Raw genomic sequence first — 16,220 nt, forward strand, 5'->3', positions numbered from 1 at the left:
GGTGAGTAGGAAAGGAATGACGCCCGATGCTCTCGCCGACGCTGGAACAAACCCTCCACCGCGCCCTCGCTTACGCCAATGAGCGCCGGCACGACTACGCGACGCTGGAGCATCTCCTGCTCGCGCTCGCCGACGACCAGGACTCCATCGCCGTCATGCGCGCCTGCAATCTCGACATCGAGAAGCTGAAGCGCGAGCTGACCGACTATATCGACAACCAGCTCTCCAACATCGTCGGCAAGCACCACAACGAAGCCAAGCCCACCGCCGGCTTCCAGCGCGTGCTGCAGCGCGCCGCGATCCATGTCCAGTCCTCCGGCCGCGAGGAGGTGACCGGCGCCAACCTGCTGGTCGCCCTGTTCTCCGAGCGCGAGAGCCATGCCGTCTATTTCCTGCAGGAGCAGGAGATGACGCGCCTCGACGCCGTCAACTACATCAGCCACGGCATCGCCAAGGTGCCGGGCCGCACCGAGCAGCGCCGCGTGCGCGGCGCCAACGGCCCGGGTGGCGGCGGCGACGGCGAGAATCCCGAGGCGCAGGCGAAGAGCGGCTCGGAAGCGCTCGAGGCCTATTGCGTCAACCTCAACCAGAAGGCCAAGAACGGCAAGATCGACCCGCTGATCGGCCGCGAGTCGGAGGTGAACCGCACCATCCAGGTGCTCTGCCGCCGTACCAAGAACAACCCGCTCTATGTCGGCGATCCCGGCGTCGGCAAGACCGCCATTGCCGAGGGCCTCGCGCGCCGCATCATCAACGGCGACGTGCCGGAGGTGCTGAAGAGCTGCACCATCTTCGCGCTCGACATGGGCGCCTTGCTGGCCGGCACCCGCTACCGCGGCGACTTCGAGGAGCGCCTGAAGGCGGTGGTGAAGGAGCTCGAGGCCACCGAGGGCGCCGTGCTGTTCATCGACGAGATCCACACCGTGATCGGCGCCGGCGCCACCTCCGGCGGCTCGATGGATGCCTCCAACCTGCTGAAGCCGGCGCTGCAGTCGGGCCAGCTGAAATGCATCGGCTCCACGACCTATAAGGAATACCGCCAGCATTTCGAGAAGGACCGCGCATTGGTCCGCCGCTTCCAGAAGATCGACGTCAACGAGCCCTCGCAAGAGGACGCGGTGAAGATCCTGCGCGGCTTGAAGCCCTATTACGAGAAGCACCACAAGGTGCGCTACACCAACGAGGCGATCCGCGCCGCCGTTGAGTTGTCTGCACGCTACATCGGCGACCGCAAGCTGCCCGACAAGGCGATCGACATCATCGACGAGGTCGGCGCCGCGCAGATGCTGCTGCCGGAATCGAAGCGCAAGAAGACCATCGCGGTGAAGGACGTCGAGGCGGTGGTGGCCATGATCGCCCGCATCCCACCCAAGACCGTCACCAAGGACGACAAGGCGACCCTGAAGAACCTCGACCGCGATCTCCGCACCATGGTGTTCGGCCAGGACGCGGCGATCGACGCGCTCTGCGCCTCGATCAAGCTCGCCCGGGCGGGACTTCGCGAGCCGGAGAAGCCGATCGGCGCCTATCTCTTCTCGGGTCCGACCGGCGTCGGCAAGACCGAGGTCGCCAAGCAGCTCGCCCGTTCGATGGGCATCGAGCTGGTGCGCTTCGACATGTCGGAATACATGGAGCGGCACACCGTTTCCCGTTTGATCGGTGCGCCGCCGGGCTATGTCGGCTTCGACCAGGGCGGCTTGCTGACCGATGCGATCGACCAGCATCCGCACGCCGTGCTGCTGCTGGACGAGATCGAGAAGGCGCATCCCGACCTCTTCAACATCCTCTTGCAGGTGATGGACCACGGGAAGCTCACCGACCACAACGGCAAGTCGGTCGATTTCCGCAACGTCATCCTGATCATGACCACGAATGCGGGTGCGGCGGCCATGTCCAAGGCGGCGATCGGCTTCGGCCGTGACAAGCGCGAGGGCGAGGACCAGGCGGAGATCGAGCGGCTGTTCGCGCCGGAGTTCCGCAACCGTCTCGACGCGGTGATACAGTTCGCCAACCTGCCGGCCGAGATCGTGGCCCAGGTGGTGGACAAGTTCATCATCCAGCTCGAGACCCAGCTCGCCGACCGCAACGTCACGATCGAGCTCAGTGAAGAGGCGCGGAAGTGGCTGGCCTCGAAGGGCTTCGACCCGCTCTATGGCGCGCGGCCTCTGGCCCGCGTGATCCAGGAGAACGTGAAGAAGCCCCTGGCCGAGGAACTCCTGTTCGGCAAGCTCGAGAAGGGCGGCACTGTCCGCGTCGATCTCGACAAGGAGATCGACAAGCTGGTCTTCAAGATCGTGGAATCGAAGTCCAGCCCGCAGGAAGAAACCGTCGACACGGTGGACGCCTAAGCGATGTCGACCGCGATCCTCATCGCTATCCTGACCGGCACCGCCGCGGCCGCCATCGCCGCGGCGGCCCTGCCGAAACCGCAGCCGCGGCGGGTCCCGGCCAGGGCGCGCAAGGGCAAGCGCTAGCATCCGGCCCAAGCTGGCAAGTCACGCTGTGGCCCTCAACTCGCTCGTCATCCCAAGCCTTGGGCTTGGGATCCACGAGTTTCTCTCCATATACGCCGGGCCCAGCCGATCCAAACTCGTGGATGCCAAGGCCAAAGCCTTGGCATGACTGGGTCTGCAGGTGTGCGCTCAGTCCAGATTCCCGCCGATTGAGCGGCAGCCGCCGCTCTGCTACTTTGAGTCAGGTGACCCGGAGAGAGAGAGCAATGGCCGACGCGGCGCATTCTGCTGGCAATCACGAACTCGCCGACGAGATCACCCCGGCAATGCGCCGCAAGCTCAGGCGCGATGCGCGACTTCAGTCTCTTTCCGCCGGAATGCTGATGCTGTCTACCGGGATATTCGCGCCCCAACGTCCTCTCGGCGATTTCGTGCAGTGGGCTGTGTATGTCAATCTCGCCCTGGCCGTGATGCTTTTTGGCTGCGCCTTGTTCTATCCGGGTTATCTGATCGAACAGGAGGTCCGCTACCGCCGCCGGCACGGCAAGTGGCGCTGGGAGCGCTGAGCGCCCCTAACCTTGCCGCCGATTGAGCGCCAAGCGGGGCTTTGCTACCCTCAGCTGGGTAGATCGGAGGGCCGGAAATGGCATTCGAACCAGCATCTCAAGAGCGGACGCAACGCGTCCCCGCTGCAGAGCGACAGGCCGGGCAACAAGAGCAGACGTTCATTTGGCGCCTGGCGGTTGCCAGTGTGTTGGGCGGCCTAGGCTGGTCTATGCGGTCCGGAGGAACCATCGCCGCGTTGACCGGAAGCGCGTTGGTCCTGGCCGGCAGCTTCATCGTGTTGAAAGCCGTACGCCGGAGCGAGTCAATTCTGCCGGTGAAATGGCAGTCGAAGTTCGACTCTGTAGGCGACTCTTTGAACGCGCATGTTGTGCGATTCTCCGAGCGCCATATCGAGCCCGGACTTCTCGCGGAGATAGCCCCTGATATGCGCGATCGCCTGCATGAAGAGGGCCGACAACTGGTGTTCACCGCCCCCTTGGCAACGATTGGCATGCTGGCCATCGTCAACTTCCTGATGGTGCGTACAGAAACCGGCGGCTTTTTCTATGGCGGGCATGATCTGGTGCTTTGGTCGGTCAGTCTGATTCTGCTGGTGTTGGTGTTGCTGACTCTTCCTCAGACCTTGCGGGTGCCGCTCGATCGGGAGGTCCAATTCCGCCGCCAGCACGGCAAGTGGCGCTGGGAGCGTTGAATGACGACGGACTCATTCGATCGGACAGCGGCTTCAAGCGACGACCCGGCGCTGATCGCGGAGATCGCACCGCCGATGCTGGAAAACCTCAAGCGGACAGGGCAACTGGTGGGATCGCTCTGTGCGATGATCATCGTGATTGCCGTTTCGAACTTCCAGCTCTCGGAAGCCGACAAAGCCGCGATCTCATCCGCGCTGCATCTCGGTCGAGGCTCCATCGATCGCTTAGGGGATTTCAGCTTTATCTTCAGCCTTCTCGGGAGCTTCATCGTTCTGCCGTGGTACTTCGAGGTGCGCACCGTCAAGCACGAGCTTTCGTACCGCCGCCAGCACGGCAAATGGCGCTGGGAGCGCTGATCTGGTGATCTTTAGATCTCGTGCATTTCGCCTCCGCCCGACTGCGATGTCCTTCGACGATGTTCTCGTCGCCGAGATGCCGGAGCTGAATCGCACAAAACTAGAATTCAGCGGCTGGAGCCTGGGATTGGCGATCGGACTGCTGCTTCTATTGCTCCTTGCCAGCTTGGACTACTACGGTTCGGCTCTCCTGGTCGGGACCTTTGCCACGGACGTCATCTGGCCGAGGCTCATCGGGCATTTGCTCGTCTTCTTTGCCTTTCTCAGCCTGCTCATTCTTCCGAGCATTTTGAAGCGATGGGCTGTGCGACGCGAAGTGACCTTCCGCCGCCTGCACGGCAAGTGGCGCTGGGATCGCTAGATGCCGCCGATTGAGTCGGCTCCACTGCCTTGCTAGCCTCAGTCTTTCATCCAAGGGCGCACGACCGATGACCGAGCCAGCCTTGGGCGCCAATGCGCGCCTCTCCGACTTCTCGGCTGACCAGGAGCTGCTGGCGGAGATTCCGGCCGGGATCGGCGACCTGCTGCACGACCGGGCCCGGGAGCGCTATTTCCGCCGCGTCTGGCAGATGGTAGGCATCGTCGCGCTGGTCGCGGTTGTGGTGCTGGTCATGCCGTCGCCAGCCCTCAGCCCGACCGAGCAGCTGGTCGGCGCGCTGGTCGGCTTGGGCATCCTCGGCTATCTAGCCTGGGGCTTCACCTGGGCCTGGCCGGAACGCTGGGAGCACCAGTTGCTGCTCGAGGAAATCGAGCACCGCCGCCGCAACGGCAAATGGCGCTGGGAGCGGTGAGGAGACCCCTCTCCCCCCGTGGGAGAGGGTTGCGCAGGCTTAGCGAGCGCGAGCGAGCTTAGCCGTAGCTGGGTGAGGGGGCGCGTGCCGCAAGGCACGCAGCGCGGCAGAGCTCTGACGAGCGCGCGCACCTGCCGGTGCGCACCCCTCATCCAACTTCGGCTAGGCTCGCCTGCGTCTCGCCAAGCCTCCGTATCCTTCTCCCACAAGGGGAGAAGGGTGTGCTCAGAAATGCGCCGCCGCCCGCACGGTGACTACTTCTTCATCACCACGACTTCCAGATACTCGCTCTGGATCACCAGGGTGCCGTCCTTGGCGCTGTTGAAGCGGTCCATCAGCGCGAGGATGTCGGCTTCGAGCGCCTGCTGCTTCGAGGCATCGAGCGCCGCGAAGGCCTTGTGCACGGGGCCGTAGAAGGTGCGGAAGATCTCCAGCATGTGCATCGGCGACTTGTAGCGGAAGGCGAAATGCCGGCCGGTCGCACTGATGCCGGCAGCACCCGCGAACAGCATTTCGAGATGGGCGCGGTTGCCCCAGAGCGCCGGCGACTTCACGCCCGCTGCCGGCGGCACGTGCTGGCCGAAGGTCTTGAACAGCTGGCCGATGAAGCTTTCCGGCGTCCAGTTGGCCATGCCGATCTTGCCGCCGGGCTTCGCGACCCGCAGCATCTCGCGCGCCGCCTGTTCCTGGTTGGGGGTGAACATGACGCCGAAAGTCGAGAGCACGGTGTCGAAGCTCGCATCCTTGAAGGGCAGGTCCTCGGCATCGGCTTCCTGGAACTTCACCGGCAGGCGCTCGGCCATGGCGCGTTCCTTGCCGCGCTCCAGCAGCGAACCGACATAATCGGTCGAGGTGACATCGGCGAAGCGGCGCGCCGCGGCCAGGGTCGCGTTGCCGTTGCCGGCGGCGACGTCCAGCACCTTCTGCGTGCTCCGGAGATCGACCGCCTCGCAGAGCATCTCGCCGACGATCTGCAAGGTGGTGCCGATGATGGCGTAATCGCCGGAGCCCCAGGCCATCTGCTGCTTCGCCTTCACGGCGGCAAGGTCGGGCATCGGGACGGCGGTCTGCATGTTCATGGGTGGTCTCCTCCAGGTTCATGTCGATGAAGCCACAGGAGGCCTTGCGTGACCGGAAACGTCCAGTGACGGAAGTCACCAATTCTATGCTTGAGAATGTGGAATTTACAACAAACGGGGCGATCAACAGCCCGATTTGCGGAATGGGCTGAACTCGGCGAGCCCGGCGATCTCCTGCCGGATCACCCGCCGCTCGCGCTCGAGGAAGTCCGCCACCGCGGCGCGGAAGCTGCGTTCGGCGATCCAATGTGCCGAATGCGTCGCGACCGGCAGATAGCCGCGCTGGATCTTGTGCTCGCCCTGGGCGCCGGCCTCGACCCGCTTGAGCTGGTGTTCGATCGCGTAGTCGATCGCCTGGTAATAGCAGAGCTCGAAATGCAGGAACTTGTATTCCTCGAGGCAGCCCCAGTTGCGGCCGTACAGACAATCGCTGCCTTTGAGGTTGAGCGCGCCCGCCACCGGGTCGCCGTCCTTCTCGGCGAACATCAGCACGACATTCTCCGGCATGCTTTGCCCCAGCAGGTCGAAGAAGCGCCGCGTCAGATAGGGCCGGCCCCATTTCCGTCCGCCGGTATCCATGTAGAAGGCGAAGAAGGCATCCCAATGCCGCGGCGTGATCTCGGCGCCGCTCAGCGCGCGGATGGTGAGGCCGTATTCCTTCACCTGATCGCGCTCCTTGCGGATCGATTTCCGTTTGCGCGACGAAAGCGCGCCGAGGAAATCGTCGAAGCTCGCATAGCCCGGATTGTCGAAGTGATACTGCACGCCGATCCGGTGCAGGAAGCCGGCCTCGCCCATCGCGGCCGCCTCATCTTCCGTGCAGAAGGTGACATGCAGCGAGGAAAGCTGCGACTGCTCGGCGACCGAGCGCAGCGCGCCGATCAGCGCCTCGCGTACATCTGCGTCACCGCCGCGCGCGAGCAGCCGCGGCCCCGGCACCGGCGTGAAGGGCACGGCGACCTGCAGCTTCGGGTAATACTGCCCGCCGGCGCGCTCATAGGCGTCGGCCCAGCCATGGTCGAAGATATATTCGCCCTGGGAATGACCCTTCACATACATCGGCGCCGCCGCCTGGACCGCGCCGGTCCCGTCGTTGAGGACCAAGTGCTGCGGCAGCCAGCCGGTCTTGCGCCCGACCGAGCCCGAATCCTCCAAGGCTTTGAGGAAGGCGTGGCGCAGGAAGGGATTGTCGCCTCCCGCGCAGGCATCCCAGTCCGCGGCCGGGACGGCGTCGATGCGGTCGATGACGTTGGCGGTGAGCTGTCGGGGAGCGGACGCGTGCATGCCGCGTCTAATGTGGGCCGCCCCGCGCTCTATGGCAAGGCGGCCCGACCTTCCAATACGTCATGCCCGGGCTTGACCCGGGCATCTTCCTCCGGCGCGAACTCGGAGGGAGACCCGCGGGTCAAGCCCGCGGGTGACGACGAAAGGAACGTTACTCGATCTCGAAGATCGCCTCGACCTCGCAGGCGACGTTGAGCGGCAGCACGTTGACGCCGACCGCCGAGCGCGCGTGCTTGCCGGCATCGCCGAACACCTCGACCATCAGGTCCGACACACCATTCGCGACCTTCGGCTGGTCGGTGAACTCCGAGACCGAGTTCACGAAGCAGGTGAGCTTCAAGACCCGCTTCACCTTGTCGAGATCGCCGATCGCGGCCTTGACCTGGGCGATCACGTTGAGGCCGCAGAGCCGCGCCGCCTTCTGCCCGTCCTCGACACTGAACTCCTTGCCGAGCTTGCCCTGGTACTTGAACTCGCCGTTCAGGACCGTGACCTGGCCCGAGGTGTAGACGGTCTTGCCCGAGACGACGACGGGCACGTAGTTGGCGACCGGGGCGGCCGCCTTGGGCAGCTCGATCTTCAGTTCGGCGAGGCGGGCCTCGATCTTGCCGGGCATGGGTGTCTCCTTGGTCCCAGATGGTAAGCGGCCGGCAGCATAGCCGCCGGCCCTGGCCCGTCAAAGCCGGATTACGCCGTGTTCGGCTGCACCCGCGACCTCTGGCCGAAGGCGATGTTGGCCAGTACGGCGCCGAGCACCAGGGCGCCGCCGAGGATCGTGGCCCGGCCCGGCGTCTCGGCGAAAGCGAGCCACACCCAGATCGGGGCCAGCGGTGCATCCAGCGCGGTGATGAGCGCGGTCTCGACGGCCGGGAGCAGCCGGGCGCCCAGGGTGAACAGCACGATTCCGATCGCCGAGTTCACCAGCCCGAACAAGGCGAGCTGGAAGAGCTGCTCCGAGGGCGGGAGGACGGGTGCGATCATAGGCCAGGCGGCCGCGGAACTCAGGATCGCGGAAAGGCAGGCCGCCGCCATGATCGGAATGTCGCGATACCGGCGCGAGATCACCATCATCGCTGCGAGGCCGACGGTCATCAGCAGCGCGAGGAAATCGCCCAGCAGCGATCCTTCGCCGCCGCCCAAGCCCACCATCACCGCGACGCCGATCAGCGCGACGCAGCTGGCGGCGATCGAGACCAGGGTCGGCCGCTCGCGCATCAGCAGGAAGGCGAGGGCGGCCGCGACGAAGGGCGCGATGCAATAGATGATCGCCACATGCGCGACCGTGGTCAGCGTCAGCGCGGTGATATAGGCGGTCATGCCCGCGCCCGAGATGATGGCGAACAGCCAGCCCGGCCCGCGCAGCCGGCCGAACTGCCGCCAGGCGTCCCGCCCGTCCTTCACCAGCATGAAGGCGAAGATTCCGATCGCCGCGAACACGCCGCGCCAGAACAGCAAGGTCCAGTTGTCGAGCGGGATCAGCCGGGTGAAGTAGCCGGCCGTGCTCCAGGCAACCGCCGCCCCGGTGACCAGGATGAGGCCGAGCCGATATTGTGTTTGTGGATTCATGCCGTCCCGCCCCTGGAAACACCTGCGATCTCCCGTCGTAACCAATCACTGCTGACATCTGTGTGTCAGCAGACCTGCTATGGTTTTCCGCGAAGGAGAGGCGCCATGGGCCGGTCCAACCGCATGTTTGAGGTGATCCAGGTCTTGCGCGGCGCGCGCAAGCCGCTGACAGCTCAGGCCATCGCCGAGCGGCTGGAGGTGCACCAGCGCACCATCTACCGCGACGTCGCGGCCTTGCAGGCGATGCGCATCCCGATCGAGGGCGAGGCGGGGATCGGCTACATCATGCGTCGCGGCTTCGACCTGCCGCCGCTGATGTTCGACGCCGACGAGGTCGAGGCGATCGTGGTCGGCCTGGCCCTGCTGCGTCGGACCGGCGATGCCGGGCTGCAACGCGCCGCGGCCAGCGTCGGCACCAAGATCGCCGAGGTCCTGCCGCAGGAGAGCGAGCAGAGCCTCGACACGCGTATGCTGCATGTCTCGACCTGGGGCGCCTCGGTGCCGGGCATCGACATGAAGGCGGTGCGCCGTGCGATCCGCGAGGAGCGCAAGCTGCGCCTGGGCTATCTCGACGCCGGCAACCAGCCGACCCAGCGCGTGGTGCGGCCGATTGCGCTGGTCTATTACGTCGAGGTCGCGGTGCTCGCCGCCTGGTGCGAGTTGCGCGACGACTTCCGCCACTTCCGCGTCGACCGCATCGCGTCGCTGAAGCCGCTCAGCGACCGCTTCGTCGGTGACGGCAACGGGCTGCGCGCGCTCTGGGAGCAGACCAAGCCGGTCTAGCGCGTTCCCCCAGTCGAGTAATAGAACGCGATCGCCTGGGCGCGGCTGTTGACGCCGAGCTTGTCGTAGAGATTGCGCAGGTGGAACTTCACCGTGTTGACCGAGATATCGAGCTCGGCGGCGAGATCCTTGTTGGCGAGGCCGCGCGCCAAGGCTGAAAGCAGCGCGCGCTCGCGCGAGGTCAGCTCCGCCTTCGGGTCATGGTTGAGCGCGCGCACGTCGATGAAGGGAAACACCATCTGCCCCTGCGCCACGGCATAGGCGACGTCGATCAGCTGTTGCGGCAGGTTGCTGCGGGCGCAGAATCCGGCGGCGCCCGCCGCCATCGCCTTCCGGACCAGGTCCATGTCGCCCTCCGGCCCGTAGACCAGCACCCGCGGCGCATTCGGCCGGCCGCGCAGATTTTCCAGCAGCCGCTCGCCGCCCAGGGTCGGCAGGCTCCAGTCCACCACGCCAATTCTTGTCGGGACCCGTCCCATCATCTCCAGGAAGGCCTCGGCGCTGGACAGCGTGGCGACCAGGGTGAAGCGCGAATCGCGCTCGAACAGATCCGAGAGGGCCGAGAGCATCAGCGGGTTGTTGTCCGCCAAAGCGACGCTGATCGGGCCCGCCGGGCTGGAAGCAACGCCTGAAACCGGTGCAGCCATCGATAATACCTATCCCTTTGGATAGGAGGCTATCTCATCCTAATGATGGAAACAATCCAAAAGTATGGGATTTGACCCACCCTAAAGGGTCATGAAGGATGGGGCTTTCGAGCGTTGTGGAGAGAAACCTACCCGAGCAGACTTGCCCGAATTAAAACAAGCTGGAGCGATCCGGCATTCATGGAGGAGGGCGTCATGGCAGGTATGCGGGGTCTCTTTATTCCAGGCCCGACCAATGTCCCGGATCGCGTGCGCCGCGCCATGGACATCCCGATGGAAGACCAGCGCGCCCCGGACCTGCCGGAGTTCACGCTCCCCCTGTTCCAGGACGTGAAGAAGATCTTCAAGTCGGAATCCGGCCAGGTCTTCCTGTTCCCCGCCTCGGGCACCGGCGGCTGGGAAGCGGCGCTCACCAACACGCTCTCGCCGGGCGACAAGGTCCTGGCCGCGCGCTTCGGCCAGTTCTCCCATCTCTGGATCGACATGTGCCAGCGCCTCGGCCTCGAGGTCGAGCTGGTCGATGTCGAATGGGGCGAGGGCGTGCCGGTCGAGACCTTTTCCGAGATCCTCGCCGCCGATACCGGCCGCAAGATCAAGGCGGTGCTCGCCTGCCACAACGAGACCGCGACGGGTGTGACCAGCGACATCGCCGGCGTGCGCCGGGCGTTGAACGAGACCCGGCACCCGGCTTTGCTGTTCGTCGATGGCGTCAGCTCGATCGCCAGCATCGATTTCCGCATGGATGAATGGGCCGTCGATATCGCGGTCTGCGGCTCGCAGAAGGGCTTCATGCTGCCCGGTGGCCTCGCCATCCTCTGCGTCAGCCCGAAGGCGCTGGAAGCGGCGAAGTCGGCGAAGCTGCACCGCTGCTACTTCGACTTCGCCGACATGATCCGCACCAACAAGGACGGCTTCTTCCCCTACACGCCGCCGATGCAGCTGATCCGCGGCTTGCGCACCTCGGTCGACCTGCTGCTGGCCGAGGGCCTCGAGAACGTGTTCGCGCGCCATCATCGCCTGGGCGAGGGCGTGCGCCGCGCGGTCTCGGCCTGGAACATGAAGCTCTGCGCCAAGGAGAAGCGCTGGCAGTCGGACACGGTCAGCGCGATCCAGCTCACCGAAGGCTTCGACTCCAACAACCTCATCCGCCATGCCTATCGTCGCTACGGCCTTTCGCTCGGCATGGGCCTGGCGAAGCTCAACGGCAAGGTCTTCCGCATCGGCCATCTCGGCGACTTGAACGAGCTCATGGTCCTGAGTGCGCTGGGCGGGGTCGAGCTGGCGCTGCGCGATGTCGGCGTGCCGATCAAGGCCGGCAGCGGCGTCGGCGCCGCGGTCGACTATTTCCATCAGCAAGGCGTCACGCTCAATGCGGCCGCCGCCGAATAATAATAAAGAGTCAGGGGCAGGAAAAATGGACATCCACGAATACCAGGCCAAGGAAATCCTGGCCGGCTACGGCGTCCCGGTCCCGCGCGGGGGCCTGGCCTATAGCCCGGAGCAGGCGGCCTATCGCGCCCGCGAGATCGGGGGCAACAAATGGGTGGTGAAGGCCCAGGTCCATACCGGCGGCCGCGGCAAGGCCGGCGGCGTCAAGGTCTGCAGCAACGAGCACGAAGTCTATGACGCCGCCGACGAGATGTTCGGCAAGCGCCTGGTGACGCACCAGACCGGCCCCGAGGGCAAGATAGTCTACCGCGTCTATGTCGAGGGCGCGGTCAATATCCTGAAGGAGATCTATCTCGGCTTCGTGCTGGATCGCAAGACCGAGCGCGTGATGGTGGTCGCTTCGGCCGCGGGCGGCATGGAGATCGAGGATATCGCCGCCGACAAGCCGGACTCCCTCATCCGCAGCGTGGTGGAGCCCGCCGTCGGCATGCAGGCCTTCCAGGCCCGCGAGATCGCCTTCGGCCTCGGCATCCCGGCTGAGCATGTGCAGAAGGCCGTGTCGCTGATCATGGGCTGCTACAAGGCGCTGGAAAGTCTCGACGCCAGCATGGTGGAGATCAACCCGCTGGTGATCACCGATGACGGCGTCATCGCCCTCGACGCCAAGATGACCTTCGACGACAACGCGCTGTTCCGTCACCCCAGCGTCGCCGAGCTCCGCGACAAATCGCAGGAGGACTCGCGCGAGACCCGCGCCGCGGATCGCGGCCTCTCTTACGTCGGCCTCACCGGCAATATCGGCTGCATCGTCAACGGCGCCGGCCTGGCGATGGCCACGATGGACATGATCAAGCTCGCCGGCGGCGAGCCGGCGAACTTCCTCGATATCGGCGGTGGTGCGACGCCGGATCGCGTCGCGAAGGCGTTCCGGCTGGTGATGTCGGACGACAACGTGCAGGCGATCCTGGTCAACATCTTCGCCGGCATCAACCGCTGCGACTGGGTGGCCGAGGGCATCGTGCAGGCGCTGGAGAAGAATCCGGTGCATGTGCCCTTGGTCGTGCGCCTGGCCGGCACGCATGTGGAGGAGGGCCGGCGCATCCTCGCGCGCAGCGGCCTGCCGATCATCCGCGCCAACACCCTGGCCGAGGCGGCGGAACGCGCCGTGCAGGCCTGGAAGAACGACGTCTCACTCAAGCAGCCGAAGGCGGTGGCGTAACATGACTGTGCTCCTCGACCGCAACACGCCGGTGATCGTTCAAGGCATCACCGGCCGCATCGGCAGCTTCCACACCAAGGAGATGAAGGAATACGGCACCAACGTCGTCGGCGGTGTCACGCCCGGCAAGGGCGGCCATACCGAGCAGGGCGTGCCGGTCTTCAACACCGTGAAGGAAGCGGTGGAGAAGACGGGGGCGACCGCCTCGATCGTCTTCGTGCCGCCGCCGTTCGCCGCGGACTCGATCATGGAGGCGGCTGATGCCGGCATCCGGCTCTGCGTCGCCATCACCGACGGCATTCCCTCCCAGGACATGATCCAGGTGAAGCGCTACATGCGCCGCTATCGTGCCGAGAACCGCATGACCCTGGTCGGCCCGAACTGCGCCGGCGTCATCAGCCCGGGCAAGGCCCTGCTCGGCATCATGCCGGGCCATATCTACCAGCCGGGCCATGTCGGCGTGGTCGGCCGCTCGGGCACATTGGGCTACGAAGCCGCGGCGCAGATGAAGGAGCTCGGCATCGGCGTCTCGACCTCGGTCGGCATCGGCGGCGATCCGATCAACGGCAGTTCGTTCCGCGACATCCTCGAGCTGTTCGAGAAGGACCCGGAGACCCATGCCGTGGTGATGATCGGCGAGATCGGCGGCCCGCAGGAGGCGGAGGCCGCGGAATACGTCCGCGACCATATGTCCAAGCCGGTCATCGCCTATGTCGCCGGATTGTCGGCGCCGAAGGGCCGCAAGATGGGCCATGCCGGCGCGATCATCTCGGCCTTCGGCGAGAGCGCCAGCGAGAAGGTGGAGATCCTGCGCGAGGTCGGCGTCACCATCTCGCCGACGCCGGCGGAAATCGGTTCGACCGTGCAAGCGGTCCTCAGGAAGGCGGCGTAGGGGGCTACGCTCGCTGACGCCCCGTTCCGGGTCCCGCAATCTCCAGAGCGTGGGAACCGGAGCGGGGCTCTTTTTTCTTGATCGTCAAGCCCGGCAATGACGACGTGACGGTGCGTTGCTCTACCCGCCGCGCGCCGCGGCGATGGTCGCCCGCACCAGGTCCGGATCGGTCACGGTGGTGGAGTATTCGCGGTCGAGCTCGGTGCCGCCCATGCCGACCGAGGGATTCCGGTATTGCATGCCGCTCGGCGTGGACTTCAAAGCGGCGAAGTGAAACTCCGTGCCGCCGGTCTCCTGCACCACCCGCGCAATGTTGTCGGGCGCCAGCGCGCCGCAGGCCATGACGATGATCCGCCCGGCGGCCTGGGCATTGAGCTTCTTCAGCAGCGGGATCGCCTCGACCGCCGTCGACTTCTGCCCGCTGGTCAGCACGCGCTGGACGCCGCAGCGGATCAGGGCCTCCAGCGCCTCTTCCGGATCGCGGGTCATGTCGAAGGCGCGGTGGCAGGTGACGCTCAGCGGCTGTGCCGCTTCGATCAGCGCCCGCATCCGCGCTTCGTCGATCCGGCCGTCCTCGGTCAGGCAGCCGATCACGATGCCGGCGGCGTTCATCCGCGCGATCTCCCGCGCGTCGTCCAGCATGCTGGCGAACTCGGCATCGCTGTAGAGGAAGTCGCCGCCGCGCGGCCGCAGGATCACATGGATCGGCTTCCAGCAGAGCTTCAAGGCGGCGCGGATCGTGCCGAAGCTCGGCGTGAGCCCCCCTTCCAGCAGGCTGGCGCAGAGCTCGATGCGGTCGCCGCCGCCTTCCTGGGCCGCGACCGCGCCATCGACGCCTTCGACGCAGATCTCGAACAGCGGGGTCTTATTCAACGTCGAACTTCACGCCCTGGGCCAGCGGCAGCTGCTTGCCGTAGTTGATGGTGTTGGTCGCCCTGCGCATGTAGGCCTTCCAGGAATCCGAGCCCGCCTCGCGGCCGCCGCCGGTCTCCTTCTCGCCGCCGAAGGCGCCGCCGATTTCCGCACCGGAAGGCCCGATGTTGACATTGGCGATGCCGCAATCCGAGCCCGCCGCCGAGAGGAAGCGCTCGGCCTCGCCGAGGTCGCGGGTGAAGATCGAGGAGGAGAGGCCCTGCGGCACGCCGTTGTGCAAGGCGAGCACCGCGTCGAAGTCCTCGTACTTCATCACATAGAGGATCGGCGCGAAGGTCTCCTGCTCGACCGGCCCCACCTGCTTCGGCATCTCGACCAAAGCCGGGTGGACGTAATAGGCGTTGGGGAAGGCGTCGGCAGCGGCGCGGCCGCCGCCATGCACCTTGCCGCCGGCGGCCTTGGCGTCGCTGAGCGCGCGCTCCATGCCCTGGTAGGCGCGCTGGTCGATCAGCGGGCCGATCAGCGTTCCCGCTTGAAGCGGGTTGCCGATGGTGACCGAGCCATAGGCCTTGACCAGGCGCGGGACCAGCTTGTCATAGACGCTGCTGTGCACGAACAGGCGGCGGAGCGTGGTGCAGCGCTGGCCGGCGGTGCCCATCGCGGCGAAGGCGACGCCGCGCAGGGTGAGATCGAGATCGGCCGAGGGGCAGACGATGCCGGCATTGTTGCCGCCGAGCTCGAGGATCGCGCGGGCGAAGCGCGCCGCGAGCTTCGGCGCCACCGCCTTGCCCATGGCGGTCGAGCCCGTGGCGGAGAGGATCGCGACCTTCGGGTGATCGACCAGGATCTCGCCGATGGCGCGGTCGCCGATCAGCAGCGATGCCAGGTTCGCGGGGGCGCTGTTGCCGGTTTCGGTGAAGCGGGCGACGGCGCGCTCGAACAGCGCGGTGACGGCGATGGCGGTGAGCGGGGTCTTCTCCGAGGGCTTCCAGATGCAGCTGTTGCCGCAGATCAGCGCGATGGCGGAGTTCCAGGACCAGACCGCCACGGGGAAGTTGAAGGCGGTGATGATGCCGGTAACACCCAAGGGGTGCCAGGTCTCCATCATGCGATGGTTCGGGCGCTCGGTGGCGATGGTGAGGCCGAAGATCTGGCGCGAGAGGCCGACCGCGTAGTCGCAGATGTCGATCATCTCCTGGACCTCGCCCAGGCCCTCGCTCTCGATCTTGCCGACCTCGATCGAGACCAGGCGGCCGAGGGCGTGCTTATGGGCGCGCAGCTCCTCGCCCAGCAGCCGGACCAGCTCGCCGCGTTTCGGCGCCGGCACCTCGCGCCAGGCCAGGAAGGCCTGGTGGCTGGCCTCGACGGTCTTCTTGGCCTCGGCCGGGCTGGCGACATGCACCCTGGCGATCTCCTCGCCGGTGATCGGCGAGTGGACCGCCATGCTGCCGCCGCTATAGTGCTCGCGGGGAATCCCCAGGCTCTGCAGCAGGGTATCGGTCTCGGCAGCGATCTTCGGGGCGGTCATCTGGGCGGCCATGATTGGCTCCTCGCAAGGTGAGTTTGGCGGTGTCCTAGCCCATTTCCGCCCATTGTCCAACCGTCACCCGCGCCTCTCCCGTCGTCACC

18 protein-coding genes are annotated in these 16,220 nt (G+C 65.9%); 11 read left to right on the forward strand and 7 right to left on the reverse strand.

What is annotated here, in order from left to right; translation table 11 throughout:
• The first annotated feature begins 26 nt into the window (after nucleotides 1–26).
• The 7 genes from clpA (at nucleotide 27) to ACYQ4T_RS02170 (ending at nucleotide 4,859) form a co-directional block, all read left to right on the forward strand.
• The gene (clpA, locus tag ACYQ4T_RS02140) at nucleotides 27–2,348 is read left to right on the forward strand and encodes an ATP-dependent Clp protease ATP-binding subunit ClpA (RefSeq protein ID WP_459850419.1); all 2,322 of its coding nucleotides are present in this window, start codon (nucleotides 27–29) and stop codon (nucleotides 2,346–2,348) included.
• 3 nt (nucleotides 2,349–2,351) lie between these two features.
• Nucleotides 2,352–2,474 (forward strand): hypothetical protein, encoded by a 123-nt coding sequence (locus ACYQ4T_RS02145; RefSeq protein ID WP_459850421.1) that lies wholly within the window; start codon nucleotides 2,352–2,354, stop codon nucleotides 2,472–2,474.
• A 245-nt stretch (nucleotides 2,475–2,719) separates the two neighbouring features.
• Nucleotides 2,720–3,019, forward strand: coding sequence for a hypothetical protein (locus tag ACYQ4T_RS02150; RefSeq protein WP_459850423.1), 300 nt, complete (start codon nucleotides 2,720–2,722; stop codon nucleotides 3,017–3,019).
• A gap of 77 nt (nucleotides 3,020–3,096) precedes the next feature.
• Complete coding sequence (locus ACYQ4T_RS02155) at nucleotides 3,097–3,711, forward strand: hypothetical protein (protein ID WP_459850425.1); 615 nt, start codon at nucleotides 3,097–3,099, stop codon at nucleotides 3,709–3,711.
• Entirely contained in the window at nucleotides 3,712–4,068 is a 357-nt protein-coding gene (locus tag ACYQ4T_RS02160) for a hypothetical protein (protein WP_459850427.1), read from the forward strand.
• Between the two features lie 46 nt (nucleotides 4,069–4,114).
• Nucleotides 4,115–4,429 carry a hypothetical protein gene (locus ACYQ4T_RS02165; RefSeq protein ID WP_459850429.1) on the forward strand — a complete coding sequence of 105 codons (315 nt, stop codon included), beginning with the start codon at nucleotides 4,115–4,117 and terminating at the stop codon, nucleotides 4,427–4,429.
• Nucleotides 4,430–4,496: 67 nt separating this feature from the next.
• On the forward strand, nucleotides 4,497–4,859 hold the full coding sequence (locus ACYQ4T_RS02170) for a hypothetical protein (RefSeq protein ID WP_459850430.1): 363 nt from the start codon (nucleotides 4,497–4,499) through the stop codon (nucleotides 4,857–4,859).
• 254 nt (nucleotides 4,860–5,113) lie between these two features.
• On the opposite strand, the gene ACYQ4T_RS02175 is transcribed toward ACYQ4T_RS02170, so the two are convergent.
• From ACYQ4T_RS02175 to ACYQ4T_RS02190, 4 genes are all read right to left on the reverse strand, one after another.
• Complete coding sequence (locus ACYQ4T_RS02175) at nucleotides 5,114–5,938, reverse strand: class I SAM-dependent methyltransferase (RefSeq protein WP_459850431.1); 825 nt, start codon at nucleotides 5,936–5,938, stop codon at nucleotides 5,114–5,116.
• Nucleotides 5,939–6,061: 123 nt separating this feature from the next.
• Entirely contained in the window at nucleotides 6,062–7,222 is a 1,161-nt protein-coding gene (locus tag ACYQ4T_RS02180; RefSeq protein ID WP_459850433.1) for a GNAT family N-acetyltransferase, read from the reverse strand.
• Nucleotides 7,223–7,373: 151 nt separating this feature from the next.
• Nucleotides 7,374–7,838 (reverse strand): RidA family protein, encoded by a 465-nt coding sequence (locus ACYQ4T_RS02185; protein WP_459850434.1) that lies wholly within the window; start codon nucleotides 7,836–7,838, stop codon nucleotides 7,374–7,376.
• Between the two features lie 71 nt (nucleotides 7,839–7,909).
• Nucleotides 7,910–8,788, reverse strand: coding sequence for a DMT family transporter (locus ACYQ4T_RS02190; RefSeq protein ID WP_459850436.1), 879 nt, complete (start codon nucleotides 8,786–8,788; stop codon nucleotides 7,910–7,912).
• Between the two features lie 105 nt (nucleotides 8,789–8,893).
• Here ACYQ4T_RS02190 and ACYQ4T_RS02195 point away from each other — a divergent pair, with 105 nt between their 5' ends.
• Nucleotides 8,894–9,571 (forward strand): helix-turn-helix transcriptional regulator, encoded by a 678-nt coding sequence (locus tag ACYQ4T_RS02195; RefSeq protein WP_459850437.1) that lies wholly within the window; start codon nucleotides 8,894–8,896, stop codon nucleotides 9,569–9,571.
• Here the strand turns inward: ACYQ4T_RS02195 and ACYQ4T_RS02200 are convergent.
• The gene (locus ACYQ4T_RS02200; protein WP_459850439.1) at nucleotides 9,568–10,218 is read right to left on the reverse strand and encodes a response regulator transcription factor; all 651 of its coding nucleotides are present in this window, start codon (nucleotides 10,216–10,218) and stop codon (nucleotides 9,568–9,570) included. The two genes, ACYQ4T_RS02195 and ACYQ4T_RS02200, sit on opposite strands and share 4 nt — an antisense overlap.
• Nucleotides 10,219–10,413: 195 nt before the next feature.
• Here ACYQ4T_RS02200 and ACYQ4T_RS02205 point away from each other — a divergent pair, with 195 nt between their 5' ends.
• The 3 genes from ACYQ4T_RS02205 to sucD are packed head-to-tail and all read left to right on the forward strand — an operon-like array spanning nucleotide 10,414 to nucleotide 13,718.
• On the forward strand, nucleotides 10,414–11,607 hold the full coding sequence (locus tag ACYQ4T_RS02205) for an aminotransferase class V-fold PLP-dependent enzyme (RefSeq protein ID WP_459850441.1): 1,194 nt from the start codon (nucleotides 10,414–10,416) through the stop codon (nucleotides 11,605–11,607).
• 25 nt (nucleotides 11,608–11,632) lie between these two features.
• Complete coding sequence (locus ACYQ4T_RS02210; protein ID WP_459850443.1) at nucleotides 11,633–12,826, forward strand: malate--CoA ligase subunit beta; 1,194 nt, start codon at nucleotides 11,633–11,635, stop codon at nucleotides 12,824–12,826.
• Nucleotide 12,827: 1 nt separating this feature from the next.
• Entirely contained in the window at nucleotides 12,828–13,718 is an 891-nt protein-coding gene (sucD, locus tag ACYQ4T_RS02215) for a succinate--CoA ligase subunit alpha (protein ID WP_459850445.1), read from the forward strand.
• Nucleotides 13,719–13,838: 120 nt separating this feature from the next.
• Here the strand turns inward: sucD and ACYQ4T_RS02220 are convergent, their stop codons facing one another.
• Nucleotides 13,839–14,591, reverse strand: a complete 753-nt coding sequence (locus tag ACYQ4T_RS02220; RefSeq protein ID WP_459850447.1) for a copper homeostasis protein CutC — start codon at nucleotides 14,589–14,591, stop codon at nucleotides 13,839–13,841.
• Nucleotides 14,584–16,131: an L-piperidine-6-carboxylate dehydrogenase gene (amaB, locus tag ACYQ4T_RS02225; RefSeq protein WP_459850449.1), complete on the reverse strand. Its 1,548-nt coding sequence runs from the start codon at nucleotides 16,129–16,131 to the stop codon at nucleotides 14,584–14,586. The genes ACYQ4T_RS02220 and amaB overlap by 8 nt, the downstream gene beginning before the upstream one ends.
• Nucleotides 16,132–16,220: the final 89 nt, after the last annotated feature.

The organism is Dongia sp. agr-C8 (assembly GCF_054658695.1).